Below are 23,321 nucleotides of genomic sequence, written 5' to 3'. Positions count from 1 at the left end.
AGCGTATAACCGAAGGTATGGATGCTCGGGTTGAGGAGCTGCTTCCTCGGGAGATCGTAGAGGCGCTGGAGCGCGGCGCGACTGTTGTCACGGGAAACCAGCGGGCGGCGCGGACGTTGCGGAACGGGTTCGATCGGCGGAAGCGAGCGCTGGGGGCTAAGAGCTGGCAACCGGCTCGGGTGATGGCCTGGGATGCGTGGACCTCAGGGTGGTGGAGTCGGATGGTCGTGGCAGGGCGGGCCAGCAAGATGTTACTGAACCGGAGTCAGGAGTTGGCTGTCTGGCGTGGGGTGCTGGAGGCGGATAAGGAGTTGGAGAGCCTGCGGTCGGTGGAGTCGTTGGCAGAGATGGCGGCTGGGGCTTGGCGGTTTTTGTGCAGCTATAACGGGCAGGGCAGGCTGCGGGAACTGGCGGTGAGTACCGATACTCGGGCGTTTCAGCGGTGGGCGCAGGTGTTCGAGCGGAGATGCCGGGTGGACGGGCTGCTGACACAGGCGGGGTTGGAGGAGGCGCTGCGGGAGAGTCTTGCGGCTGGTGAGCCAGAGGTGGGCGAGATCGTGCTGGTAGGGTTCGATGCGCTGACGCCGGCTCAGATGGGGTTGGTGGAGGCTTTGCGGGCTGCGGGAAGTTCGGTTGAGGAGCTCCCTGTCGCGGTTGAGGGTGGGGAACGGGTGCTGGTCGAGGGTGCGGACGAGCGGGAGGAGCTGCGGGCCTGTGCGCGGTGGGTGAGGCAGTTTTTGGAGTTGCGGTCGGATGGGCGGGTGGGTGTGATCGTTCCGGGACTGGAAGGACAGCGTGCGCAGATCGACCGGATCTTCCGTGAGGTACTGGCGCCGGAGCTGGAGCGGATCGAGGCGGGTAGCGGGCGGGAGCCCTATGAGTTTTCCGTGGGGGTGGCTCTGGCGGAGACTCCGATGGTCCTGGTCGCGGTGGAACTGCTGCGCTGGGCTGTGAAGGTGTTGCCGACGGAAAGGGTGAGTGGGTTGCTGCTGTCCCCTTACTTTGCAATGGCGGAGGGAGAGCGGAGCGCACGGGCAGAGTTTGACGCGTTCGAGCTGCGGCGGGCGAGAATGCTCCGCCCGGAAATTTCACTGGAGTGGATGGTGGGAGCGTTGGAGCGATCCAGAAGACGGACGAGGCTGGACAGGCTGACGACCCGGCTGCGGGCGATGCGAGCTGTGGCGGCTGGAAGACTCGAGGGGGACGAACAGCGATCCTATGCCGAGTGGGCGGCACGGATGCGAGATCTATTGGAGACGGCGGGATGGGGCGTGGAGCGGGTGTCCGGACGAGGCGAAGACACCCTGGAGTTCCAGACGCGGCAGAAGTGGGAGAGTGCTCTGGACGAGCTGGCTACGTTGGACTTCGATGGAGCACGGGTGCAGTTTGGAGAGGCTCTGGACGAGGTGGAAAGAATTGCACGGCGAACGGTGTTTGCGCCGGAGTCGCGAGAGGCACCGGTACAGGTGATGGGACCGTTGGAGGCGGCGGGCAGCCAGTTTGATGCAGTGTGGTTCTTGCGGGCGGGCGATCTAAGCTGGCCGATGGCGGTGGGCAGCAGTTCCCTGCTGCCGTGGAGTTTGCAGCGCGAGCTGGGTATGCCTGGGGTGAACCAGGAACGAGATAGGGCTTACTCCTGGCGGGTGACGGAACGGATTGCGACGTCTGCCGGTACGGTGATCTTCGGCTATGCCAAAGAGACTACGGAGGGGCGTCAGCAATCTTCTTCGGTGCTTACGAATCTGGGGCTGGAAAGAGTTGAGGTTACGGAGTTAGCCGGAGTCGACGCAGAACGAAGTGCAATTGCGCTAGAGGAGTTGGACGATGCAGCGCGGGTGCGGCCGGTGCCCGACCGGGTGATTCGTGGCGGAGCAAGAATTCTGGAGTTGCAGGCGGCTTGCGGGTTTCGGGCCTTTGCGGAACAGCGGCTTTGGGCTTCCGAGCTGGAGGCAGTGGAGCTGGGGATGGATGCGCGAAAGCGCGGTACGGTCGTGCACCTTGTGCTGGAGCGGTTCTGGGATGCAGTGAAGACGCAGAGTACGTTGCTGGCGATGACTCCTGAGGAACGCAACGAGGTTCTGGACTACTGCATCGCCGAGGCATTGAAGAAGACGGCAGAGTCGAGCACGACGAGCTGGGATGCAGCCTACGTTGAGGTGCAGCGGGACCGGTTGAAGCGGCTGCTGGAGCCGTGGCTGGAGTTGGAGATGGAGCGCCCGGACTTCTCGGTGAAGCTGAGCGAGAAGGAGTTCAAGGACCAGCATGTTGGCCCGCTGCGGCTGGATGTGCGGGTGGATCGCGTGGATGTGACTGCTGCGGGGGAGCTGATCCTGGACTACAAGACAGGTGCTGCGGCTCCAAAGGACTGGCTTACGGAGAGACCGGACGCTCCACAGCTACCGCTGTACGCCGTATTGGCAGAGACGGACAAGTTGAAGGGGGTGGCGTTTGCTCTCGTGCGGGCGGGAGAGCAAGGGGGGATCAAGGGCTACGCATCGGAGCAGGGGGTGTTGACCAAGCCTGCGAGAACCGCGCTATCGCTCGAGGCTCAGGTGGAAGAGTGGCGCCGGGTGCTGGTGCAGTTGGCGACGGAGTTTCACGAGGGCGATGCGCGGGTGAGGCCGAAGCGGTATCCGATGACTTGTGAGCGGTGTGGTCAGAGGATGCTATGCAGGTTGGATATATCGCTGCTTGAGGATGACGAGGAGGATCAGGATGGAGCGGGCGAGGTGAATGGTGGCTGATCTTTTTGTAGTGCCTCGGGCCGAGAGTTCTGAATCTTCTGTTCAAGGCAAGGCACCCGATTTTCGTGAGCGGGAGCAGGCGCTGGATGTGCGGCGCTCGTGGATTGTAGAGGCTCCAGCGGGTTCAGGTAAGACGGGGTTATTGATTCAGCGCTACCTGAAGCTACTCGCCGATGAGAGCGTCGACGAGCCCGGGCAGGTGCTGGCGATCACGTTTACGAAGAAGGCCACGACCGAGATTCGAGAGAGGGTGGTCGCTCAACTTGAAGCAGCGGCGCGGAAAGAGGCGACGAAGGGAGAGTTCGAGCTTGCGACACGATCCTTGGCAGAAGCTGTGCTGGAGAGGGATCGAGAGCTTGGGTGGGGGTTGTTGGAGAATCCCCGACGGCTGAAGATGCAGACGATCGACTCGGTGTGCGCGGAGATTGTAAGGGCGCTGCCGGTGTTGTCGGGTGGTGCAGGCGGGCAGGCTCCGGTGGAAGATGCCTCCATGCTCTACCGGGAGGCGGCGCGGCGGACGTTGATGGAACTCGGCGGCAGCGATGCCAGCCTGAACGATTCGCTGCGGACGGTATTGCTTCATCGCGACGGAAATCTGGCGGAGTGTGAGCAGCTCATCGGAGGGATGCTGGCTCTGCGAGATCAGTGGGGAGAGCTGGTTCCGTTGGGCCGAGAGCTGGACGACGCGTTTCTAGATGGAACGGTGCTGCCGAAGCTGCAGCTTGCGCTGGAAAGAGCGATCTGCGAGGGATTGACGTATCTCTCCAAGACGGTTCCGGATGCGATCCTGCAAGAGCTAGCGATGCTCGCAGGGGAGATGGGGCATGCGCCGGGATATAACGGCGAGCCCTCGCCAATTGCGATGTGCGCGGGACTGCATGACTCTCCAGGTGAGACGGCGGAGCATCTGGAACATTGGCGGGCGTTGATTCATCTGCTGATTAAGGGTGATGGGGATTGGCGCGTAGGGTTGCGGAGTAACTGGCTGCGGTTCGAGCTGGATAGGCAACACGGGGCTCGGTTGCGGGAGATTCTGGATTCGCTGCGCGGCCGGAATGAGGTGCTGCAGGCGATCAAGGAAGTGACGACGTTGCCGCCGGCGGTGTATCCGCAGGAACAATGGCTAGTAGCAAAGGCGCTGTTTCGCGTCTTGAGACGGGCGCTGGCGGAGTTGGAGGTAGTGTTTGCAGAGCGGGGAGAGTGTGATTTTGCGCAGTTGGGACTGCTCGCCAAGGCTGCACTGCAACGGGAAGGAGGAGTAGAAGATCTGGCATCAGCTCTAGGGATGCGGCTACAGCACTTGCTGGTGGACGAGATGCAGGATACTTCGACCAATCAGTATGCATTGATCGAGCTGCTGACGCAGGGCTGGGATGGGCAGAGCCAGACGGTGTTTCTGGTAGGTGACCCGAAGCAGTCGATCTATCTCTTCCGTCAGGCGAGGGTGGAACGGTTCGTACGGACGATGTTGACCGAGCGCTTGGGGGAGCTGCCAGTGGGGTGCCTACGGCTCACGGCGAACTTCCGTTCACAGAGTGAGCTGGTGGAGGAGTTCAACCGGGACTTCTCTCTGTTGTTTCCGCGGGAGGTGAATGAGGCTCATCCGGAGGAGGTGCCTTATGTCGAGGCGCAGACCGTGGTAGGAGCGACACAGGTGGGAGGGCGGGGCGCGGTCTGGCATGCGGCGGTGCTGCCTTTTGCACGAGGGATCGAAGAGACGAAGGCAGCTCGGAGGCGGCAGGCGAGGGCGGATGCAGAGGAGGTGCGGGCGATTGCGAAGGATTGGCTGGCACGACCTCTTCCGGTGGGGCGTCGGGAGCCTTGGAAGATTGCAGTGCTCGTGCGGAGCAGAAATCATCTGGCGGATATTGTTACGGCGTTCAAGAGAGAGGACGGGGGCGGAGCGGTTCCCTTTCGTGCTGTTGATATTGAACCTTTGAACGATCGTCAAGAGGTGTTGGATCTGCTGGCCCTGACGCGGGCGCTGCTGCATCCGGCAGACCGCGTGGCTTGGTTGGCGGTGCTGCATGCTCCGTGGTGTGGGCTGGGATTGGCGGAGCTACATGTGCTGACTGGCGCGGACGATACAGACTGGGCTGAGCGGTGCATCGAGGATGTCGTTGCCGAGCGCGGAGATCTGCTGAGTGAAGATGGATGCGCGAGGCTGGCGCGGGTTTGGTCCGTGATGAGAGCGGCGGCGGAGATGCGGGCTCGGCTGACGACGTCACAGTGGGTGGAACGGACGTGGCGCTCCCTTGGAGGGGATACATATCTGAAGCCGGAGGAGCTCGTAAATGCTCGACGGTATTTGGCGCTGCTCGACGAGGTGGAGGAAGAGGCGAAGTGGATGGATCTGGCGCTGCTGCAACGAAGGCTAAAGCGGCTCTACGCCGAGGCTGCGGTGAGTGCGGGCGCGGTGGATCTGATGACGATCCATGGGGCGAAGGGGCTGGAGTGGGATGTGGTGATGGTGCCGGGGCTCGAGAGGCAGTCTCAGTCCAACAAGGCGAAGCTGATGGAGTGGAATGAGCTCGACTCGGCGGACCAGGCGGCGGCACATGTCGTGTTGGCTCCCATCGCGGGTAAGGGTGAGGGATCGAAGGAACTGAATGCATGGTTGAAGAGCATTGACCGGGCTCGAGAGGCTGCGGAGAGGAAGCGCTTGTTCTATGTCGCTTGCACCAGGGCACGGGAGGAGTTGCATCTGTTCGCGGCTCCTGCAGCGACCGCAGAGGGCGGGGTCGCCAAGGCTTTTGGAAGCCTGCTGGCCGCGGCCTGGCCTGCTGCGGAGAGGCACTTTGACGCGATGCCAGTTGCGCCGGGAGACTTGGTGGTGATGCCTTCCCGGACTCCTGTTGAGGACGGGTTTATCGGGGATCTCGCGGCGCAGGAGGAGAGTCCGCGCCCGGCCTTGTTGCAGCGGCTGCCGCTGGAGTTTGACCCGGGGGCCAGGTATGGGACGGGTGTGCGGTTTTCATCCGAGGATGCTCGGGAGATAGTGGGCGGGTCCTACTTTGAGAGGCCGGAGGGCTCGTTTGAGGCTCGGTCGTTAGGGAATGCCGTGCATGCGTTTCTGGAGAAGGCCGCGGAGTTGATGGGTCGTGGCCTGTCGGACGAAGCGCTGCTGAGTGAGGTGGAGGGTTGGCTGCCACGGATTGCGGCTGTGCTGCGCGGCGATGGGTTGCCGCCGACCTCTTTGGAGAGGTTGTCCTTGCGGGTGAGAGAGGCACTGAAGAATGCACTGCAGGATGCGGAAGGACGCTGGGTGCTCGGCGCGAGGACGGAGGGAGCGAGCGAGTTGGGATTGACGTCGTGGGAGGAACGGCGGCGGGCTGTCAGGCTGGATAGGATGTTTCGCGCAGGCAGTACGCCACTGGCCGCTGGCGACGATGTGCTTTGGATCGTGGATTACAAAACGACCGACCACGGACGCGGAGGAGTCGAGGCATTTCTGGAGGGAGAACGTGCGAAGTATGGGCCACAGATGGAGGCTTATGCGCGGATGGTTCGGTCGGGGGCCGCGGTAGAAGAGATACGGGTAGGCCTGTATTATCCGATGCTACCGAAGTTGTTATGGTGGCGAGCCGAGTAGCTACTTAGACTACGACGCTGTTGTGCCGCACGTCCTTGCCGCGAACCCAAAAGATGACGTCCTCCGCAATGTTGGTGGCGTGATCTCCGACGCGCTCCAGGTTGCGGGCGATGATGAGAGCGTTGAGGGATTGGGGGGTGAGCTCGGGCTTTTCCTTGATGAGATTGCTAAGCGAATAGAAGGCTGCGTCGTTCATCTCATCGACCTGGTCGTCGAGCTGGAGGACGGATTGGGCGAGTTCGGCGTCGGCCTCGATGAAGGCCTGGAGCGCTTTGCGGACCATGGCAGCGGAGAGTGAGGCGAGCTTGGGGATATCGACGGGAAGGTCGATGTTCGCGAAGGCACCCATTTCACGGACCCGGACGGCGATATTGACGGCCTGATCGCCTACGCGCTCGAGATCGGCGTTGATACGAATGACTGAGAGGATGAAGCGGAGGTCGATGGCCATCGGCTGCTCCATGGCGAGGAGGTCGAGAGCCATCTGGTCGATCTCGCGCTCGAGGCGATTGATCGAGGGCTCCGCTCGGAAGACGAGCTCGCAGATACTGAGGTCGCGGGTACGGTAGGCTTCGATGGACCGTTGAATCGCCTGCTCCGCCATGCCAGCCATGACGAGAAGCTTCTCTTTGAGGCCGTCGAGATTTTGGTGGAATTTGACTCGCATCAGCCAAACCTCCCGGTGATGTAATCTTCAGTCCGCTTATCGCGAGGATTGGTGAAGATCTTGTGAGTAGAGTCGAATTCGACCAATTTACCATTGAGGAAGAAGCCGGTATTCTCGGCGACTCGCGCGGCCTGCTGCATGTTGTGCGTGACGATGACGATGGTGTACTGCGACTTCAGTTGGAAGATGAGGTCTTCGATCTTGGAGGTGGAGACGGGATCGAGGGCGGAGGCGGGCTCGTCCATGAGCAGAACTTCAGGATCGACTGCGAGGGCCCGTGCGATACACATACGCTGTTGCTGTCCACCCGAGAGCGAGGCGCCGGATTTCTTTTTCAGGTCGTCCTTGACCTCTTCCCATAGGGCGGCTTGCTTTAGCGAGCGTTCGACGGTCTCATCCAGAATGCGGCGGTTGCGAAAGCCGTTGAGCTTAAGGCCGCTGGCGACGTTATCGTAGATCGACATGGTAGGAAAGGGATTGGGGCGCTGGAAGACCATGCCTACGCGGCGGCGGATCTCTACCGGAGAGGCATCTTTGTAGACGTCGAGGTCACCCATCCTGATAGTGCCGGTGGCACGAGCGATGGGATTCGTCTCATGCATGCGGTTGAGGCAGCGAACGAAGGTAGATTTACCGCAACCAGAGGGGCCGATGAGGGCGGTCGCATGGTTGGCGGGGATGTGCAGATTGATATCCTGCAGCGTGTGCGTGTTCCCGTACCATGCGTTCAAGTTCTCGACCTGGATTCCGACTCCCACTTAGCTTGCTCCTTTGAGTACGCCGCGGTTGGCGAAGATGCGGACGAGCGTGACTGCAATCATGATCATTACGATGAGGACGAGCGAACCAGCCCATGCGAGGCGATGCCACTCGTCGTAGGGAGAGATGGCGTAGACGTAGATCTGGAGCGGCAAAGCGGCGATCGGTTCGTTGAGTTTGAAGCTCCAGAACTGATTGCCGAGAGCCGTGAACAGAAGCGGCGCCGTCTCGCCGGCGACCCGGGCGAAGGCGAGCATACAACCAGTGATGATCCCCGGGGATGCAGTACGCAGGCTGATCGAAAGAACCGTGCGCCACTTGGGTACTCCAAGGCCGAGAGCGGCTTCGCGGATCGCGTGCGGAACGGTGGCGAGCATCTCTTCAGTGGTGCGGGTGATAGTCGGAACCATCATGATGGCGAGTGCGACGCCGCCGGCCAGCGCCGAGAAGTGCTTCTGACGCATGACGATGAGCGAGTAGATGGAGATGCCCATCACGATGGAAGGGACGCCATTGAGAACATCGGCGGTGAACCGGATGGCGTTCGCAAGCAGCCGGCCACGGCCGAACTCCGCCAGGTAGATCCCTGCGGCAATGCCGATCGGAATTCCCATAAGGCTGGCCAGGAGCAGGATCACTCCGGAGCCGACGATCGAGTTCGCCATGCCGCCGCCTGGTTCGCCAACAGGAGCGGGAATGTGGGTAAAGAAAGCAAGATTGAGCGAACTAGCGCCCTTGTAGATGAGATAGACAAGGATCGCGACGAGCGGCGCAAGGACGAGGATGGTGCTTAGAACGGAGAGCACGGTGACAAGGTGGTTCATCCCTTGACGACGCAGGGTATTAATCGCGGAGGGTTTAGGCTGATTCATCGGAAGTTTGTTCATGGTCAGGCTACCCTTGCCGGTGCGCCGCGGGTAACGGCCCAGACCATCAACCGTGCGATGGCGTTGACCACGATGGTGACGAGGAAGAGCGCAAGACCGATCTCGATGAGGGCGCTGAGATAGAGATCGCCGGTGGCCTCAGAGAACTCTCCTGCAATCACACTGGCAAGCGTATTGGCTGGTGCAAAGAGAGATTTACCGATGTTGGGGTGATTGCCGATGACCATGGTGACGGCCATCGTCTCCCCAAGAGCACGGCCAAGACCGAGCATAACGGCTCCGACGATCCCGATGCGCGAGTTGCGCAGGACTCCGGTGCGAATCATCTCCCAGCGAGTTGCCCCCAAAGCAAGGACACCTTCGCGCTGGCTGTTGGGCACCGCCGTCATGATGTCGCGCGTGAGCGACGAGATGATGGGCAGAATCATAATCGCCAAGATGATGCCGGCTGTGAGAAGGCCAACGCCAAAATTCGAGCCCTCGAAGAAGCCGGTCCAGCCGAGAGTTTTATAGAGGAAAGGGCCAAGATTGTCCCGCATGATGGGGACCAGAACGAAGACCGCCCAGAGTCCGTAGACCACCGAGGGGATCGCGGCGAGCAACTCTGTGAGGAAGGAGATAGGCGCACGCAGAGGGCGAGGGCATAGCTCAGTGAGGAAGATCGCTACCCCCAACGCCAGGGGTACAGCCATCAGGAGCGCCAAAAAGGATGAGGCAAGCGTGCCGAAGATGAAGGGCAACGCACCGAAGTCACCTGCGACCGGATCCCAGGCTTCGCGGGTGAAGAACTTCCAGCCGAAGGCGGTCAAGGACAGCTTGGAGCGGCTGATGAGAATGAAGAAGATGAAGAGGACGATAGCGAAGATGCTCAGCGCGCATACGAGCATGACCGCGGCAAAACTACTGTCCGCAAACCGTCCGCTGCCTCGCTTGCTGAGAAATTCGCGAATAGGGGAAGGTCCGGCTTCAACAGGCTCTGGGCCAGGGGGAGCCGCAAACTGGGCCGGTGCGAGAGAGGGCAAAGTAAGGGGAGTCCCGGGTTCGCGTTCAGTCGTCATGCGGGTGAGAGACAAATTCTTCTTCCTGAGGATCTGATCTGAATTCTCTGAATTTCTTCCTCGTCACGTCTGCGTTCTCAAGGTACGAGGCGATTGTATCTGTTTCTCACTCAATGAAAGGAGATGCCGCACAGACCCTTCTAGAGGCCTGTGCGGCGATCGCTCCCTTGCATTACTTGACCTGGGCGATGGATTTACGAACCATATCCTGAACAGGCTTAGGAAGTGGCGCGTACGTCATGCTGGCGGCTTCACCCTCTCCTTTGTCGAGCATCCAGACGAGAAACTCTGCGAGAGCCTTCGCCTTTTCAGAGTCTACCGACTTGGTGGGAATGAGCAACCAGGTGAAACTGGAGATAGGATACGAGGCTGCGCCGGGTGCGTTGGTAATAGAGATGCGGTAATCGGCAGGCATCGTCTTGGCGGCAGCAGCGGCAGCGGCCGTTACACCATCTGTGCTGGCCTTGACGAACTTGCCCGCCGCATTTTTGACCGAACCAAATTGCATATTGTTGCCGCGAGCATAAATCAGCTCGACATAACCAAAAGAGTTTGGCGATTGGCGAACCATACCAGCGATACCCTCGTTGCCCTTCTGACCGATTCCGGTAGGCCATTTGACCGAGGCCGCAGCGCCGACCTTGCTCTTGAAGTCAGGGCTCACTTTAGAGAGGAAGTCGGTAAAGATGAAAGAGGTGCCGCTTCCATCAGAGCGATAGACCGGAAGGATGGAGGCGTCAGGAAACTTTACGCCTGGATTGTCCTTCGCAATGCGCGGATCGCTCCACTTGGAGATCTTACCCAGATAGATGTCTGCGATGACGTCACCAGAGAAGTTCAGATCCTGGGTAATCCCCTTGAGGTTATACACGGGCACTACCGCACCCAGAACGGTGGGGATATGCATCGTCCTGACCTTGGCACTGTTGATCGCTTCGTCAGTCATTGGACTATCGGTCGCGCCGAAGTCTACTGTTCCTTCTGAGACCTGACGGATACCGCCGCCGGAGCCAATGGACTGGTAGTTGATGTGAACGTTAGGATGCGCCTGGCTATACTCACTGAACCATCGGGAGTAGATGGGGTTGGGGAAAGTAGCGCCGGCGCCGTTTATATTTTGGGCAGTGGCGCCCATGGTCGAAATTGCCAATACGCCTGCTGCGATGAACTTCAGATTCATACGTCTCCTTACGACTTATGGCTGCTGGAAGTGGAGAGGGCTAGGGAATATTCTTTCGGACAATCCATGAGCCGACACTTCAAGTGTGCAGACGATATGTTACGGGAAGGTTACATCTGCATAAACACGCGGATAAACCGTTTCAATGGAATGGATAAGGTGCCCGGGGCAAAGTGAAGATGAAAGTGCTTCCGGCATTAAGCTCGCTTTCTGCCCGGATGGTTCCCCCCTGAGATTGCACCACATGTTGAGCAATCGCCAGGCCAAGACCGGTCCCCCCGGACTCCCGGGAGCGAGCCTTATCGACCCGGTAGAAGCGCTCGAAGATGCGGGTAAGGTGTTCGGAGGCGATTCCCTGCCCGAAGTCTCGGACTCGAAACTCAACGGCGTCGAAGGGTTCTGATATTTGTCGAGCAGTGATCACGACGCGCGAGCGAACATTGGCACTTGGCTGACCGTACTTGATTCCATTTTCGATCAAGTTGCTTAGCACCTGCACGATCGAGTCAGAGTCGGCAAAGACCTGGGATGAGGTGGTCTCGCCGATCTCCAGAATAGCTTCCGCATCCTGTACCAGACCGCTCATGGCCTGGACGGCGTCACGTACGAGGACATCTGCGGCGATGGGAGCAGGGTGAAGCTCTTGCTCGGACGATTCGACGCGGGCCATCACGAGAAGGTCCTCTGTGAGGCGGTTCATGCGGGTTGCGTTCTTGAGAATCGTTGTAAGAAACTCGCGGGCCTGAGTGCTTAGGTTCGCCTCGTGATCGAGCAAGGTCTCGACGTAACCGGTGATGGAGGTGAGTGGAGTGCGAAGTTCGTGGGAGACGTTGGCCACGAAGTCCCGCTGGGTGCGTTCGAGCTGTTCGACTCGGGTGATGTCATGGAGAACGGCCACAGCACCTCCGCCAGGCATGGGAGAGGCGATGATCTCAAAGATGCGCCCAGGAAGCAGAGAGGTAGATCGCCGTTCGGTTACTACCCGGTCTTCGAGCGCTGTGCGGACACATTGCAGTACGTCTGGGTCGCGGATGGTCTGGACGAGGGCGTGTCCGATACGAACCGCTCCGGTAAGCGATGCTCCGGGGACGAGTTGCTGCATGTGTTGATTGGCCCACTGAATGCGTCCAGCCTGATCCACGGCCACGACTGCATCCTGCATGCTGTCGATCATGGCTACGAGCTCGTTGCGGCTCTCGGAGGCATCGGCGAGGACACGCTCGACGTGCGCCGAGACGGTCGAAATGGCGTGGGCTAGACCGTCAAAATCCTGATAGTGCTGGTCGTGCAGCCCAATCGGACGCTCCGCGATAGCAGCAGTAGAGGCTTGAAGCGCGGAGATATTTTTACGGACGGAACGCGCGAGCAACAACGCGTTGATGGCGGCCCAGGCGATGACCAGAAGGACGCCGGGAATCCATCCATACGGCATGAACCATACGCGCATGATGGCGACGAGAGCCAGTGCGATGGTCATGCGAACAAAGAAAGAAAAGAAAAGACTGCGAGTCACAGCTCACCCGATGTTGCCTGACCACTCTTCAGATTGAACCTCGAAGCTTTAACCTTAAACCTTTGCCTGGGCCTCAGCGGTTGCAACAGTTTGGAGGGGTTGGGTCATCTTGGGAATCTCAAAGCGATAGCCTGCGCCACGCATGGTCTTGAGATATCGCGGCGTCTCCGCGTCGGCCTCGATTTTTTCGCGGATGCGGCGTACGTACACGTCCACCGACCGAGGCGTGACAAAGCGCGCATCGCCCCAGACCGCGTCGAGGAGATGATCGCGGCTGAAGACCCGGCCCGGGTGACGAGCCAGATAGTCGAGCAGACGAAACTCCGTCGCGGTGGTGGTTACGAGTTCTCCGTCAACACGGAGTTGCATGGCGTTCGCGTCGATTTCGATATGCTCGAACCGGATCACAGAGGGCACGCTGGGGCGTTCGAAGCGCCGCAAGACGGCTTTGACGCGGGCGACCAGCTCGCGTGTCGCGAAGGGCTTGGTGATATAGTCGTCGGCTCCCATTTCTAGACCATGAACGCGGTCGTTCTCCGAGGCGCGGGCCGTCAGAAAGATAATGGGAACAATGCTCAGTAAGGGGTTCTGGCGCAGACGCCGACAAAGGTCGAGGCCATCCCCACCTGGAACCATGATATCCAGCAGGAAGAGCGCAGGCGGCTGCCGTTCCGCATCGGAGAGGATCTGGTTGATGGCCAGATACGGACGAACTGTAAATCCGGCACTCTCAAGATGGTATTGCACCAGCCGGGAGATGTCGGCGTCATCTTCCAACACAAAGATCGTCTGACTCAATGCTAGAACCTCATTTGCGTGAACTTACGATGACAAGGTTAGCGCATCAGATGAAAAAAATTGCGAACATACGATGAATCCGCTCGAAAACCACCGCTCGAGGTGTCTGTGGACAGTCGCACCTCTCATGTTGGACGTATACTATTGATGAACTTACAGCAATTTTGTGTTCAAAAAGGCTCTCCATGACTGAATCCCGCCTCGTTCTCTGTGTCGACGATGAAACCGTCGGTCTCCAGGTTCGGAAGTTGCTTTTGGAGCGCTCCGGTTACCGTGTATTAACGGCTCAAGACGGAGCCGGAGGAATCGAAGTCTTCGAGAGGGAGCCGGTCGAGGCAGTGGTACTGGACTACTCCATGCCAGGAATGGACGGCGGCCAGGTTGCATCCAAGATGCGAGAGGTCAAACCGCAGGTTCCGATTCTACTGCTCTCAGCCTATGTGGGTCTTCCTTCCGATGTGACCTCCCTGGTCAATCTCTATATGACCAAAGGTGAAGGGCCTGACATGCTTCTGAAGAAGCTTGGCGACTTGTTGAAGACTGTACCTGTGCCAGAAAATCAAACGAGCTAGGGGCTATTAAAAGCTCAACAAATGAGAGTGACGTGGATCTAGGCAAGTTCAAGCAAATCCTCCTGCAAGTGTTCTTTCTGCCGGTATTGGCGCTATTGCTGCTTGCGGCAGCGCTCTATGTCGACATTCGGAATGCGAATAGCACCGTCGGTCTGATCCAGCAGTCCGATGAGCGGATTGCGCAGGCAACGATGCTGACCAAGTTGATCCTGGATGAGGAGACTGGTCTGCGCGGGTACCAGACTACCTCGGACGATCGCTTTTTGGCTCCTTATACGAATGCGCAGACGGATCTCAAGAGGCAGTTCTCTGCGCTCGAGAATGTTCCTGGGGCAAATCAATCGCAGAAGGATCATCTAGAGCATCTGCGCGATGCCTATGAGACCTGGCAAGTAGGTTTCGCCGAGCCTGTGATCGCCACAATTCGCGGAGGTGGACAAGCGAATGACGTGGATCAGAATCTGCACGGCAAGCTGTTGATGGATGCGATCCGCAGCGACCTGGGCATGGTGGTTCAGGAGGCACAGAATCTGCGGGCAGATCGGATCGCAACCTGGCACTCGCAGGTTCACATCATGCTTTGGGGCATCTTCCTGCTTGCGATCGTGATGGGCGTGCTGATCGGACTGTTCACGCGAAGCAGACTTCATGCGGTATCCGATGCTTATAAGAATTCTTTGGAGATGCTGAAGAGACGGGCGGACGAGATCTATGCCTCCGAGCAGGAGTTGCGGACCACGCTGACCTCTATTGGCGATGGCGTGATCGCTTGCGATGCCGATGGTTGCGTTCAGATGATGAATCCTGTTGCGGAGGATCTGACGGGTTGGACATCGGCGGAGGCTTCGGGCGTGCCGCTGGAGAAGGTATTCGAGATTGTCAATGAGACGACTCGGGCGGTCGTGGAGAATCCGGTTGCCAAGGTGAAGCGGGTTGGAGGAATCGTTGGGCTTGCGAATCATACTGTGCTGATTCGCAAGGACCGGACCGAGTTGCATATTGCCGACAGCGGCGCTCCGATCATGAACATAAAGGGGGAGATGATCGGGATCGTCCTGGTGTTCCGCGATGTGACCATGGAGCGGCGAACCCAGGATGCTTTGCTGGCGAACGAGAAGCTGGCGGTCGCCGGGCGATTGGCAGCTACGATCGCGCACGAGATCCACAATCCGCTGGACTCGGTCTCGAACCTTCTCTACCTCATGCGCACGGGAGCGAGCGAGGAAGAGGCGAAGCAGTTCATGGCCATGGCCGAGCAAGAGCTCGCCAGGGTGACGCAGATCAGCCGGGCGATGCTGGGACTCTACCGCGAGTCGAAGACGCCGGTCCATGTGGATCTTCGCGAGATGCTGCACGAGATCCTGTTGCTGATGGAGCGGCGGCTGACCGATACGGGCGTCACGCTCCATACCGATATGCCTCCGGGAATCGTGGTCGACGGCTTCCCTGCCGAGCTGCGGCAGGTGTTTACTAACCTGATCACAAATGCGGCCGAGGCTACGGGCCGAGGCGGGGCGGTTTGGGTCAGCGTCGCTCCCGAGCCTGCGGGGCTGGGCTATGGCGGCCTTCGGACCGAGGCAGGCGCCCTCGTGCAGATTCGAGACAATGGGCCGGGAATCCCCAAGGAGATCCAGGCACAGATGTTTCAGCCGTTCTTCACCACCAAGGGTGAGAATGGCACGGGGTTGGGGTTGTGGGTGAGCCGCGGCATCGTGAACAAGCATGGCGGCAGCATCCGGATCGAGAGCGATACGTCGGAGTCGACCCATGGGTCGACGGTGAGCGTGTTTCTAGCCTCCAAGCCCACTATGCAGCCGGGTGGCGACTAGAGTTGGCGGCTACCCCTCCCCCCTTGCCTGGGCGTAAGCTGTTTCGATCGTTCGGCTTATCGCATCGTCCCCTCCGCAAAATCTTCCAAACAAGCGGCTTGCGTCCAAATAGGTGCAAACAAAAGAGATAGGCCCGATGTTTTGCGGGCCTATCTCTTTTTTCTCTACTGTTTCTATTTTAGAAGATTGACCATAACTAGAGTGCCACTTGTAATTCCTTTGTTTCTAGTCAGTTAGATTGTTTTGGGGCTTGACAAGGGTTTTTGCTGGGAAAATTGCGAAACATACTTTTAATGCCCGTAAATCGATGGGATTTATCAGGCATTTTCTGACAGCTTCAGCCCTTTGCTCCATTGGTGTGATCAGTCGCATTCGTTTGTTGGCAGATCGACCGTTTAAATATAAGCGAGTAGAAAAGGTTCCTGGGTCCATCCAGAGTCGAGCAGACAAATCGGTCGCTTCGCCATGGTCTATCCGTCGATGTGTGATCTAGTCGGTCGATATCTGCATTGATGGCATGTCTTCAACTCCGCTAATAGCGATGGCATCTTTGGCTGGTCTTTCGCGTCAGAATGCCACGCCATATTCGTCGACGAATGCGCACATCTTTTAATCGCAGTAATACGAACGTTCTATAGAATCCCTCATGCAGCAAAGCCTTTGCGTCGATAGGCTCTATATCGAGTCGTCGCGCAGGACTGTCTGTGAAGCCGGTCGAGAGAACCAGTTCCGTTTCGTGGGGTACGTGATGATGAGTGGTGACTTCGCACATCGATCCGTACCGCATGATCACCGCTAAGAGGAATCTGCAGGAGAAGTCCCTGATGGGCAGAACGAGGTGCCAACAGATGTACTAAGTGCCTCAAGTGCAGAGGCGTTTGGGCGGTCCAACGGTATCGTCCGACCTATACGGCATGGAATCGCCGAAACTAGTTATAGACTTGGCACTTTTCCATGAAGGTCCACGAACCCGAAACGCTGCTCCCCTCGAAGCACTGCTCCCCTGTAGAAGATCTCATTTCCATCTCAACCAATGTGGTTCGGGCGATTCTTGTGATCGTCGCCGGGCCATGCTGTTCAACCAACACGTCATCAGCAAAGGGAGAATGTTCATGTCGCATATCAAGGTAGAGTGCAAGTACTGCTCGCCTCACCACAAGAAGACTCAAGTTCACGCGACTCCGCGGGACTGGGAGATGCATCCGTCGTGGATTACAGGAATGGAAGCCTTGAACGCCTATGGCGACTGGGTAAGCTCCGTTGTTTTGCCAATCGCGTTCCAGTGGATCGAAGAGCATAAGCCCGAGGTTTATGCCACGGTTCCAGAGGAGCTCAAGGACGATGTGGGAGTAGTGATTGCCGCCGCCTTCAAGCTGGTAAAAGAACTTTCCACCTACAAGGAAGGCCAGGAAAAGGGTGCGGCTTATGAAGCGGCCGTGGCAGACGGGACGTGGGATCCATCCAAGACTAATCCGGTGTGGACCCGAATCGTGAAAAAGGTGCGGACCGAGACGGAAGCGGCATTCGCAGAATAACCATCGCTTCCAGGTGATACAACTCGATAGTTCGGGAACCTGGGGCGTAGCACTCCCTTGTGAGGGGATGTAGCTGATGAAGCCGCATCCTCTCCAAGGTTCCAGCATTCAGATTCGAATTTTCTCCTCCATCCCTTCGGGAGAATTGCTTTAGCTTTCGTAAAGCGGCAGGTTGATTTCAGCCAAGGCGACGCAGTTGCGCCCACTGTTTTTGGCCCGATAGAGAGCTGTGTCGACGACCCGAATTACGGTTTCAGACTCAAAACTTGGGGTGAACTCCGAGGCTACACCGAAGCTTGCGGTCACCTTCAGCGTGGCCTCGCCATCCATGATGCGCGCCGACTGCACGGCCTGGCGCAGTTCCTCGGCGCGAATAAGCGCACCTTCCATTCCACAACCTGGCAGGATAAGTAGAAACTCCTCGCCGCCGTAGCGTCCGCCACAGTCGTAGGTGCGCAAAGATCTCATAAAGATTGCGCTGAGCTCTTTCAGCACGAGGTCTCCCGCCAGATGGCCGAAGGTATCGTTGATTTTTTTGAAGTGATCGATATCAATCAGGATCACGCTGAGTGGCAGGCCATTGCGGCGCGAGCGTTCCAACTCCTGGCGTAAGCGCTCAACGATGATGCGGTGATTCCAAAGACCGGTCAAACCGTCGTGCTCGGCGTAGTGACGTATCCGCTCGCTCTCACGCATCAGTTCCGTCTTCTCCAGTTCCAGTTTTTCCTGACGGCGCTGGTCGTCGCGAACGCTGCTATAGACGGCGTAGACGATGGCGACGAGGAGAAATGCTCCGACGAGAGTGTAGAGAGAGATTGCACTACCCCCGACCGTAAAAAGGGGCGAGTCGATGCTGAACGCGATAGGCCAATCGGTGAATCGACGACCCTGTTTCACGGCATTGCGAAAGACGATCATCATTTCGTCGAGGAAGGCGGCGATGGCCACCAACCAGCGGGTCGAGTCGAGCTGTTTGCGATGGAAAAATGCGTAGCCTGCCAGGACCAAGGGAAAGGCTTCGAGAAGGGTATAGAGAAAGGCCGATGCGGCATCGGCGGTCTGAACCAGCCCGCTCCACTGCGGGTTCCAACTCACGGAAATCAACACTCCGTCCAGGATGCCGTTGGCGAGGCAGATGCAAGCAAGGATACGGGTAAGCCGGGCTATCGCACGATTTTCATGGAGAAGGAGAAGCCAGAGGAGGAGAAACCAAAGCGATACGTCGCGCATGGAGGAGAGGACCTGCGCGGTTCCCATTGCCAGAACGTAGGAGTAAGGGAGGTGAGCGTTCAGGAGCAGAAGATTGGCCGGAGGAACAATGGCAAAGCCTGTCATCCAGAACAGGAGCCATCGGGTAGGATCTCGCAACCAGAGGAGAAGGCTCAAGAACGCAACCAGGGCGCAGAGAAGATTCTCGCCAAAGAGGAATTGCCGACTGCGGAGCCACTGATAGTCGAGCGCAGCTTTAGCTGTTGCGATGGCTTCGGGGCTTCCGATCAGAGGGACTGACTCAAAGCCACCTCCCTCCGCGGAATCATCGGAGAGTAGAGGTGCCTTCCAGACGCGGACGGCTAGAACGCCGTGCTGGACCTCACCAAGGTCAAAGGTCTGCGCCGACTGAGAGTAGTACCAAACCGGATGAGGATCGAGCTTCCCGTTCCGTCCGATGAGTACGCCGTTCCAGTAGACTTCGTATGCATCATCGATATGCGGAACCAAAAGCGAATACCGCGGCGGCATGCCAGGGGTTGGGGCAAGGGTGATGGAGCACCGGTACCAGGCAAAGCCTGTGAGGTGGGCATGGCCCTGTTTGCCCCAAGGCCGTTCCGCGGTGAGCTGCTCCCAGGAAGAGCTGTCAAAAGTGGGATCTGCCCATGCAGGGTCGTCTCGAGGATGGAATTGCCAAGGGCCGTCGAGGATGGCGGTTCCGTTGCCGAGGCCCTCGATGATGAAGGGAGAGCCCGGCGTGATCTTCGCGCTCGCTTGCGACAAATCGACGCCGAGTGCAACCACAGCAATGGCGACGATGCGGGCGAAGGAGGAAAGACATGCAGGCATGTGCTAAGCATACAAACCGTATCCAGGTTTGTGGGAGATTTGGATAAGATCGTTATGACCAAAGAGTTAGCCTCGACGGATTGCTGTGTCGGGCAGATAGTGACGTAATGGTTTATGTGCTCCGCTGGAGTGATCTTAAAGATGCAGGCTAGGCTCCTGGCTTGAGGTCCGCGAGCTGGGTGGAGACGATAGCGGCGGCTTGTTCGCAGTCGGAGCGGCTGACGTCGTAGTGGGTGACGAAGCGGACGGAGTGGGGGCCGATGGCGCTGGCCAGGACGTTCTTCTGTTTGAGTGCGGCGCAGAAGGCGGGGGCGTCTCCGTTGCCGGTGAGGGTGAAGATGACGATGTTGGTCTGGACGGCTTCGAGATCAATGGTGGCGCTGGGGTGGGCAGCGACGGCTTCCGCGAGGAGGCGGGCGTTGGCGTGGTCCTGGGGGAGGAGGGCGGGGGTCTGTTCGAGGGCGATGAGGCCGGCTGCGGCGATGATGCCGGCCTGGCGCATGCCTCCGCCGAGGGCCTTGCGGTGGATGCGGGCTTGTTCGATGTGCTCAGCGGTGCCGACGAGGATGGAGCCGACGGGGGCTCCGAGGCCTTTGGAGAGGCAGAAGTTTACGGTGTCGAAGCCGCTGGTGAGCTCGGCCACGGAGAGATTGAGGGCAGAGGCGGCGTTGAAGACGCGGGCTCCGTCGAGGTGGACGGGGAGGCCGGCTTCGGCGGCTCCGGCCCAGATCTCCTGCATGGTGGCGAGCGGGGTGACGGTGCCGCCGGCCATGTTGTGGGTGTTTTCGAGGCAGATGAGGGCGGTCTGGGCGCGGTAGTAGATCTTAGGGCCGATGGCGGAGGCGATGATGGGCCAGGTGAGGATGCCGCGTTCGGCGGCGACGGTGCGGCACTGGCAGCCGGAGAAGGCGGAGGTCATGGCCATCTCCCAGTCGAAGATGTGGGCGCGGGACTCGCAGATGATCTCCTGGCCGTGCTGGGTGTGGATGCGGATGGCGATCTGGTTGCCCATGGTGCCGGTGGGGACGAAGATGGCGGCCTCTTTGCCGAAGATGGCGGCGGCAGACTTTTCGAGCTTATTGATGGTGGGGTCTTCGCCGTAGACGTCGTCGCCGACCTCGGCGGTGGCCATGGCCTGGCGCATGGCGGGGGTGGGGCGGGTGACGGTGTCGCTGCGGAGGTCGATGAGGTCGGGCATGGGTGGTAAGGGCTCCTTTGGTTCTCTTTCGAGTGTATCTGTGTGGCGTGCTTGAAAGGCCTAACACCGATTTGCACTGATGACACCGATTTTTCTGAGGGGAGTGGAGGCGTAACGGTGATCCTTGGGATAAGGGCTGATAAGAGCTCTTTTGATTTTTTTGGGGTTGGGTTTGGGCTTGGAGTTTCTATTGTCTTTCTTTTCGCTGGTTTGGGGCTCGATGGAGAATGTTCTTGTTGGAGGGACTTTTTGATCGATGTTTTAACGTGTTGTTTTTATGTGCTGCGTAAAGTGGCTGGATGAACTCTTCGCGTAGACAATTTCTCTCGATACTTGGTGGTACGGCGGCGGCAGCGGCCTTGGGTGGCGGCAATGCGTTGGCGGCTGCTAAGGACGATAGCTTTGAGTTTCTCTTTGTGACCGATACGCATTTGCAGCCGGAGCTGAATGCGACGCAGGGTTGCGATATGGCCTTCAAGAAGGCTCGTGCGATGAAGATGGATTTTGCGCTTCAGGGTGGGGACCATGTTTACGACACGATGAAGGTGTCGAAGGAGCGCGCTGTTTCGCTGTTCGATCTGTATGGGAAGACGGAGCAGGATCTGGGGATGAAGGTCTATCACACCTGCGGCAATCATGACTGCTTCGGGATCTCCAGTAAGGGATCGACGCCGCAGGGCGATCAGTTGTACGGCAAGAAGATGTTCGAGGAGCACTTCGGACGGGCATATTACAGCTTCGATCACAAGGGCGTTCATTTTCTGGTGCTGGACTCGGTTCTACCGGCGACGGACCAGACGGGCTATAGCGGGCATATCGACGAGACGCAGCTTGCGTGGATCGCGGACGATCTTGGGAAGATTGGAGCGGGGGTGCCGGTGATTGTTTCGACGCATATTCCGCTGGTTACGGCGATCGATTCGTATGTGAAGCTACCGGCGAACCATCGCAGTGGGCGGGGCGGGACTTCTATTGATAATTCGGAGCAGGTGATTGCGATCTTCGACAAGCACAACGTTATCGGAGTGCTGCAGGGGCATACGCATATCTGGGAGACCGTGACCTGGCGCGGAGTGCCGTACACGACTGGAGGTGCGGTCAGTGGTAACTGGTGGAAGGGGACGCATCTGGGAACGCCGGAGGGCTTTACGGTGGTGAAGGTGGCCGATGGCAAGATGATCACACGATATGAGACCTACGGGTTCCAGAGCGTGGCGCCGGAGAATACGTAGTCGATACGACCTCGGTGATTTGAGCTGGCGCTATTTTCCGAAGTGCTCGAAGACTTCGCTGGGGACCTCGGTGTTCGACCAGGCGAGGGTTTCCCTTCTGCGGAGTCTGCATAGATTGAGACTGACCGAGGAGGTATCGAAGCCTACGTCGGTGAGACGCAGGGAGAGGGCCTCTTCGTTGGCGAAGCTCTCGGTGGGTGCACCGCCTTCTGTCGAGTCGGTTGGGCTAAGGCAGAGGGCGAACTGATTCTCGCCTTCGCAGTCTGGGGAGCTCCACATGTGTGCAATACATTGCATTAGAAACTCCGGTGAAACCCAACTCAGATATGTGGAACTGAGCCGTGAGATGCGGAGTTTGCCTCGATCGTTGGGCTGCCTGGGAACTTTTATCCCTAAATTGAGCTCTTTTTACTGCACGACTGGAAATTATGAAGTTTAAGTGGGTGTGGTGAGGAGGAGGCGGCTGAAGACCTCGTTCGAGACCATGCGGCCGCGGTCGGTGAGGGCGATGCGGTCCGAGGTGAGATGGAGGAGGCCAGCTTCGTGGACGTCGTGGAGGGCGGGCAGGGTTTGATGGAGGAGGGCCTCGCCGAAATGGTCGCGGAGGGTGTTGAGGTTGATGCCGTCGTTGAGGCGGAGGCCGAGGAAGAGGGACTCTTCAAAGGCCTGATCGGAGGAGACGAGGTCGATCTCTGGGGGGGGCAGGGTTTCGGGCGTGGCTTGCGTGTAAATCGGGAGCGGGCTGGGGGAGGCTTCGGAGTCGGCGGAGTAGAGGTCGAGGTCGCTGGTGTTGGCGAAGCGCACGGCTCCGGTTGGGGTGAGGAGCATGGAGTGGGCGTCGAGGCCGAAGCCTAGGTAGGGATCGCGGTTCCAATACTTGAGGTTGTGGCGGCTGCGGTGGCCGGGGCGGGCGAAGTTTGAGATCTCGTATTGGTGGAGGCCGGAGGCGTTGAGGCGGTCGCAGGCTAGTTGGTACCAGTCGGCGGCTGCGTCCTCGGAGGGGACAGAGGAGGCGCTGTAGCGGGAGCCTTTGGCGAGCATCTCGCGGCCGAGGCGGGATTCGTCGTCGACTTCGAGCATGTAGACGCTGACGTGGGGGGCGCCGATGGCGATGGCGGCGGCGAGGGAGTGTTGCCAGGAGGACTCGGTCTGGTGGGGGAGACCGACGATGAGGTCGAGGTTGATGTCTTCGAGGCCAGCGGCGCGGAGGCGGGCTATTTCGTCGAGACAGATCTGCTCGGTATGGAGGCGGCCTACGGCGGCGGATTCGCGGTCTACGAAAGACTGGACGCCGAGGCTGATGCGGTTCATGCCCTGGCGGAGGAGCTCGGCGAGGGTCTCGCCGGAGAGCTGGCCGGGGGCGCACTCGAGGGTAATTTCGGCGTCGGGGCTGAAGGTGAACTCGGAGCGGAGAGTGGTGAAGAGCTGGCGGAGGTGATCGGGTGAGAGGAGGCTGGGGGTTCCGCCGCCTAGATATAGGGTGTCTATTTGCTGCGGTTGCGGGAGTTGGGCTTCGAGGCGGAGGGCTGTGGCTCGGGTGGAGGCGATCTCCTGGCAGAGGCGGTCGATGTAGCGCTGCATGCGGCTGGGCGCGAAGGCTCCGGAGGCGAAGTTGCAGAAGGTGCATTTGGCCTTGCAGAACGGAATCGAGATGTAGACGCCGAGGGGAGTGGTCATGAGCCTGGGTCGGAAGGCTGGG

At 59.1% G+C, this 23,321-nt stretch carries 17 protein-coding genes; 6 read left to right on the top strand and 11 right to left on the bottom strand.

Translation table 11 applies throughout. The features are described 5' to 3' along the window. The first annotated feature begins 17 nt into the window (after window positions 1-17). Together HB393_RS01005 and HB393_RS01000 are read left to right on the top strand one after the other, a co-directional pair. A complete protein-coding gene (locus HB393_RS01005; RefSeq protein ID WP_213803283.1) occupies window positions 18-2,744 on the top strand; it encodes a PD-(D/E)XK nuclease family protein in 2,727 nt (908 codons plus the stop codon). Then, window positions 2,734-6,336, top strand: a complete 3,603-nt coding sequence (locus HB393_RS01000; RefSeq protein WP_213803282.1) for a UvrD-helicase domain-containing protein — start codon at window positions 2,734-2,736, stop codon at window positions 6,334-6,336. Before HB393_RS01005 ends, HB393_RS01000 begins: the two co-directional genes overlap by 11 nt. A gap of 4 nt (window positions 6,337-6,340) precedes the next feature. Here the strand turns inward: HB393_RS01000 and phoU are convergent, their stop codons facing one another. The 7 genes from phoU to HB393_RS00965 form a co-directional block, all read right to left on the bottom strand. Beyond that, a complete protein-coding gene (phoU, locus tag HB393_RS00995; protein WP_213803281.1) occupies window positions 6,341-7,003 on the bottom strand; it encodes a phosphate signaling complex protein PhoU in 663 nt (220 codons plus the stop codon). Next, entirely contained in the window at window positions 7,003-7,761 is a 759-nt protein-coding gene (gene pstB, locus HB393_RS00990; RefSeq protein ID WP_213803280.1) for a phosphate ABC transporter ATP-binding protein PstB, read from the bottom strand. Before pstB ends, phoU begins: the two co-directional genes overlap by 1 nt. Then, complete coding sequence (gene pstA, locus HB393_RS00985) at window positions 7,762-8,649, bottom strand: phosphate ABC transporter permease PstA (RefSeq protein WP_213803279.1); 888 nt, start codon at window positions 8,647-8,649, stop codon at window positions 7,762-7,764. A gap of 2 nt (window positions 8,650-8,651) precedes the next feature. Beyond that, window positions 8,652-9,722, bottom strand: a complete 1,071-nt coding sequence (gene pstC, locus HB393_RS00980) for a phosphate ABC transporter permease subunit PstC (RefSeq protein WP_255550699.1) — start codon at window positions 9,720-9,722, stop codon at window positions 8,652-8,654. Between the two features lie 157 nt (window positions 9,723-9,879). Next, window positions 9,880-10,887, bottom strand: coding sequence for a phosphate ABC transporter substrate-binding protein PstS (gene pstS / locus HB393_RS00975; RefSeq protein ID WP_213803278.1), 1,008 nt, complete (start codon window positions 10,885-10,887; stop codon window positions 9,880-9,882). A 142-nt stretch (window positions 10,888-11,029) separates the two neighbouring features. After that, window positions 11,030-12,400, bottom strand: a complete 1,371-nt coding sequence (locus tag HB393_RS00970) for an ATP-binding protein (protein WP_213803277.1) — start codon at window positions 12,398-12,400, stop codon at window positions 11,030-11,032. Between the two features lie 54 nt (window positions 12,401-12,454). Then, a complete protein-coding gene (locus tag HB393_RS00965) occupies window positions 12,455-13,198 on the bottom strand; it encodes a response regulator transcription factor (RefSeq protein WP_213803276.1) in 744 nt (247 codons plus the stop codon). A gap of 185 nt (window positions 13,199-13,383) precedes the next feature. Between HB393_RS00965 and HB393_RS00960 the strand changes: the two genes are divergently transcribed. The 3 genes from HB393_RS00960 to HB393_RS00950 all read left to right on the top strand — a co-directional run bounded on the left by HB393_RS00960 (window position 13,384) and on the right by HB393_RS00950 (window position 17,134). Then, window positions 13,384-13,770, top strand: a complete 387-nt coding sequence (locus tag HB393_RS00960) for a response regulator (RefSeq protein WP_213803275.1) — start codon at window positions 13,384-13,386, stop codon at window positions 13,768-13,770. A gap of 32 nt (window positions 13,771-13,802) precedes the next feature. Continuing rightward, window positions 13,803-15,599 (top strand): ATP-binding protein, encoded by a 1,797-nt coding sequence (locus tag HB393_RS00955; protein ID WP_213803274.1) that lies wholly within the window; start codon window positions 13,803-13,805, stop codon window positions 15,597-15,599. A gap of 1,112 nt (window positions 15,600-16,711) precedes the next feature. Beyond that, the gene (locus HB393_RS00950; RefSeq protein ID WP_213803273.1) at window positions 16,712-17,134 is read left to right on the top strand and encodes a hypothetical protein; all 423 of its coding nucleotides are present in this window, start codon (window positions 16,712-16,714) and stop codon (window positions 17,132-17,134) included. A gap of 150 nt (window positions 17,135-17,284) precedes the next feature. Here the strand turns inward: HB393_RS00950 and HB393_RS00945 are convergent, their stop codons facing one another. Together HB393_RS00945 and HB393_RS00940 are read right to left on the bottom strand one after the other, a co-directional pair. Beyond that, window positions 17,285-19,192 carry a diguanylate cyclase gene (locus tag HB393_RS00945; protein ID WP_213803272.1) on the bottom strand — a complete coding sequence of 636 codons (1,908 nt, stop codon included), beginning with the start codon at window positions 19,190-19,192 and terminating at the stop codon, window positions 17,285-17,287. 148 nt (window positions 19,193-19,340) lie between these two features. Then, window positions 19,341-20,390, bottom strand: a complete 1,050-nt coding sequence (locus HB393_RS00940) for a GntG family PLP-dependent aldolase (RefSeq protein WP_213803271.1) — start codon at window positions 20,388-20,390, stop codon at window positions 19,341-19,343. A gap of 299 nt (window positions 20,391-20,689) precedes the next feature. Between HB393_RS00940 and HB393_RS00935 the strand changes: the two genes are divergently transcribed. Beyond that, complete coding sequence (locus tag HB393_RS00935) at window positions 20,690-21,622, top strand: metallophosphoesterase (protein ID WP_213803270.1); 933 nt, start codon at window positions 20,690-20,692, stop codon at window positions 21,620-21,622. A gap of 30 nt (window positions 21,623-21,652) precedes the next feature. On the opposite strand, the gene HB393_RS00930 is transcribed toward HB393_RS00935, so the two are convergent. Both HB393_RS00930 and hemW read right to left on the bottom strand, forming a co-directional pair. Further along, window positions 21,653-21,919, bottom strand: coding sequence for a hypothetical protein (locus HB393_RS00930; protein WP_213803269.1), 267 nt, complete (start codon window positions 21,917-21,919; stop codon window positions 21,653-21,655). Window positions 21,920-22,057: 138 nt separating this feature from the next. Next, window positions 22,058-23,299, bottom strand: coding sequence for a radical SAM family heme chaperone HemW (gene hemW, locus HB393_RS00925; protein ID WP_213803268.1), 1,242 nt, complete (start codon window positions 23,297-23,299; stop codon window positions 22,058-22,060). Window positions 23,300-23,321: the final 22 nt, after the last annotated feature.

The organism is Granulicella sp. dw_53 (assembly GCF_018449545.1).
Taxonomy (GTDB): Bacteria; Acidobacteriota; Terriglobia; order Terriglobales; family Acidobacteriaceae; genus Edaphobacter.
Note: the sequence above shows the minus strand (reverse complement) of the source record. Positions and strands in the feature narration are given on the sequence as shown.

What these genes read in the sequence shown, in the direction of transcription:
- HB393_RS01000 (WP_213803282.1), top strand. Translation starts at nt 2,734, where the DNA reads ATGGTGGCTGATCTTTTTGTAGTGCCTCGGGCCGAGAGTTCTGAATCT.
- HB393_RS00940 (WP_213803271.1), bottom strand. Translation starts at nt 20,390, where the DNA reads ATGCCCGACCTCATCGACCTCCGCAGCGACACCGTCACCCGCCCCACC.
- HB393_RS00930 (WP_213803269.1), bottom strand. Translation starts at nt 21,919, where the DNA reads ATGCAATGTATTGCACACATGTGGAGCTCCCCAGACTGCGAAGGCGAG.
- phoU (WP_213803281.1), bottom strand. Translation starts at nt 7,003, where the DNA reads ATGCGAGTCAAATTCCACCAAAATCTCGACGGCCTCAAAGAGAAGCTT.
- pstA (WP_213803279.1), bottom strand. Translation starts at nt 8,649, where the DNA reads ATGAACAAACTTCCGATGAATCAGCCTAAACCCTCCGCGATTAATACC.
- HB393_RS01005 (WP_213803283.1), top strand. Translation starts at nt 18, where the DNA reads ATGGATGCTCGGGTTGAGGAGCTGCTTCCTCGGGAGATCGTAGAGGCG.
- HB393_RS00950 (WP_213803273.1), top strand. Translation starts at nt 16,712, where the DNA reads ATGTCGCATATCAAGGTAGAGTGCAAGTACTGCTCGCCTCACCACAAG.
- HB393_RS00945 (WP_213803272.1), bottom strand. Translation starts at nt 19,192, where the DNA reads ATGCCTGCATGTCTTTCCTCCTTCGCCCGCATCGTCGCCATTGCTGTG.
- hemW (WP_213803268.1), bottom strand. Translation starts at nt 23,299, where the DNA reads ATGACCACTCCCCTCGGCGTCTACATCTCGATTCCGTTCTGCAAGGCC.
- HB393_RS00960 (WP_213803275.1), top strand. Translation starts at nt 13,384, where the DNA reads ATGACTGAATCCCGCCTCGTTCTCTGTGTCGACGATGAAACCGTCGGT.
- pstS (WP_213803278.1), bottom strand. Translation starts at nt 10,887, where the DNA reads ATGAATCTGAAGTTCATCGCAGCAGGCGTATTGGCAATTTCGACCATG.
- HB393_RS00935 (WP_213803270.1), top strand. Translation starts at nt 20,690, where the DNA reads ATGAACTCTTCGCGTAGACAATTTCTCTCGATACTTGGTGGTACGGCG.